This is a genomic window from Hymenobacter lapidiphilus (assembly GCF_003417065.2).
Lineage (GTDB): Bacteria > Bacteroidota > Bacteroidia > Cytophagales > Hymenobacteraceae > Hymenobacter.
In genome coordinates this window covers 1-1,746 of the sequence record NZ_QVLT01000067.1, presented here as the reverse complement: position 1 = coordinate 1,746, position 1,746 = coordinate 1, and the positions used below count along the sequence as shown (strand labels likewise).

General features: G+C 54.1%; 3 protein-coding genes. 1 reads left to right on the top strand and 2 read right to left on the bottom strand.

The features are described from left to right. Positions 1–120: 120 nt before the first annotated feature. Positions 121–600, bottom strand: coding sequence for an acyltransferase family protein (locus D0N36_RS19210; RefSeq protein ID WP_116943425.1), 480 nt, complete (start codon positions 598–600; stop codon positions 121–123). Positions 601–762: 162 nt separating this feature from the next. Beyond that, positions 763–1,155, bottom strand: coding sequence for a hypothetical protein (locus D0N36_RS19205; protein WP_116943424.1), 393 nt, complete (start codon positions 1,153–1,155; stop codon positions 763–765). A 317-nt stretch (positions 1,156–1,472) separates the two neighbouring features. Between D0N36_RS19205 and D0N36_RS19200 the strand changes: the two genes are divergently transcribed. Then, positions 1,473–1,746 (top strand): hypothetical protein (locus D0N36_RS19200; protein ID WP_147320990.1); only part of this gene is annotated, 274 nt, incomplete at its 3' end.

Here is a 1,746-nt window from a genome sequence, read left to right as displayed (position 1 = left end):
TCCTGACTACGTTGGATAGCGGCCCGTATTGCCGAAGTTGTGCGGGCGCTGCCGTGGAGTATTTGTCCCATAAGTGCGTGCGAAATTCCAGCCCGGAAAATACACCATCTCTCCCTGGGACTATACAGCTAGGGCATAAAAGCATTCCTCCACCGTAAGCGTCCAGCCCTGGGCAATGCCCGTAAACACAAAAGGGTAAAAAAATGCTTTTGTAAGTGTGAAATTTAACCCAGCAACTAACACCATATCTTGAGTGGTATAACCCGCCCAACGTCCGATCAGGTCGTAATCAGGGCGCAGGTAGAGCACCACGAACGTAGCCAGGGTTACTAGAAAGTACACCGGATAGATCCGGGCAAAGCGGTTGCGGAAGTAATCCACTATCCACTCGCGCCGCATTTCCACGCGCTGCCCATACCGAGTGGCGATTAGAAACCCACTCAGCACAAAGAAAACAGTAACACCACTGTTGCCTTCTCGCAGGAGAAGACCGAGCCAACTGGCTTCTGCAAATGGGTTATAGTGAGTGAGAAAGACGGTATAAGCCGCGAGGGCACGGATACCAGTAAGGGCTGGGAAATATTGTTTGCTAGACGACATAAGGCCGCAAACCTACCAACTTCCTCCCACACCCCCCCCCCGCGCCCCACCGGCCGGGGCTTTCTTAACTACTGAAGCTTGGCCCCACAGTTCGGGCTTCGAGCAAACAAAGCCCCTTAACAGTCCAGTTAAGGGGCTTTGTTTTACAGCACGTTGCGCACGCTACTTCTTCTTCTTCTTAGGGAAATAATGCGTCGTCATTCTCACCTCCCCGGTCGGCTGGCATTCGGTGCTGTACTGAAATGTATCGCCAGCAGCATTCGTGTACTCCGTATTGAGATGGATGGTCTCGGCAGGCGGGCAACTCGCCACGCCCTCCCACTTGGTTATATTCCCGCCGTTACCGGTCAGGTTCTGCCACACAACATACATGCGCACTGGGCAGGAGAGGCCAGTTACTGCTCCTCCTTGATCCCAGTAATCGCCTACCACATGAGCGGTGTAGGTGGCATAGGGGTTTTGGGGCGCAACCATATCGGATGCTTTCTCACATCCAGTAAAGGCAAATGCCAGAAACAACGCGGCCAGGGCGGGGAACTTGTTTACACTTTTCATAATGAGGAGCTTATGGGTTGATGATTGATTATATATAAATATAAATATAATTTATATGAGTTTTACATATAATATCAATATTAATAAAATAAATATTTATATTATAACAAGTTGTTTTGACTCTGCTTTGACTGCCCTCTCTGCCAAGCAGCAACCTACGTTCCCTCCTAATGCCCCGCGCCTCCCCGGCCGGGGCTTTTTCGAGCCCGCTCCGCCCGCTGCCGGCCGGGCGTTGCAACATAACCCGGCCCCAGCCACCTATTCCGGGGGCGGCTCACGGGAGCTTTGACAGCTCTCTCCTAGCCGCTTACCTGCCTGTGCCGCTGCTGCTCTTTACCCAACCCATCCTGGAGTACCTGAAAACGCTCCCCTGGTTCGTGGGAGCCGTGCTGGTAGCGGCCTACGCCCTGTTTCTGGTGGCCCGCGCCCCGGTGCAGGCCTTTCTCAGCGGTTACCTCGATAGCCTGCTCAAGCGGCAGCAGGAGGCGCGCAAACAACCCAGCACCCACCTGGCCGCCAACTCGCGCAAAGCCGTGGTGCTGGAGCAGACGGCCGAACGCATGCGGGTGGAAGCCGGCTGTGACCATGTAA

Bases quoted from the DNA above. Each gene is read 5' to 3' on its own strand.
- D0N36_RS19210 (WP_116943425.1), bottom strand. From the start codon at position 600: ATGTCGTCTAGCAAACAATATTTCCCAGCCCTTACTGGTATCCGTGCC.
- D0N36_RS19205 (WP_116943424.1), bottom strand. From the start codon at position 1,155: ATGAAAAGTGTAAACAAGTTCCCCGCCCTGGCCGCGTTGTTTCTGGCA.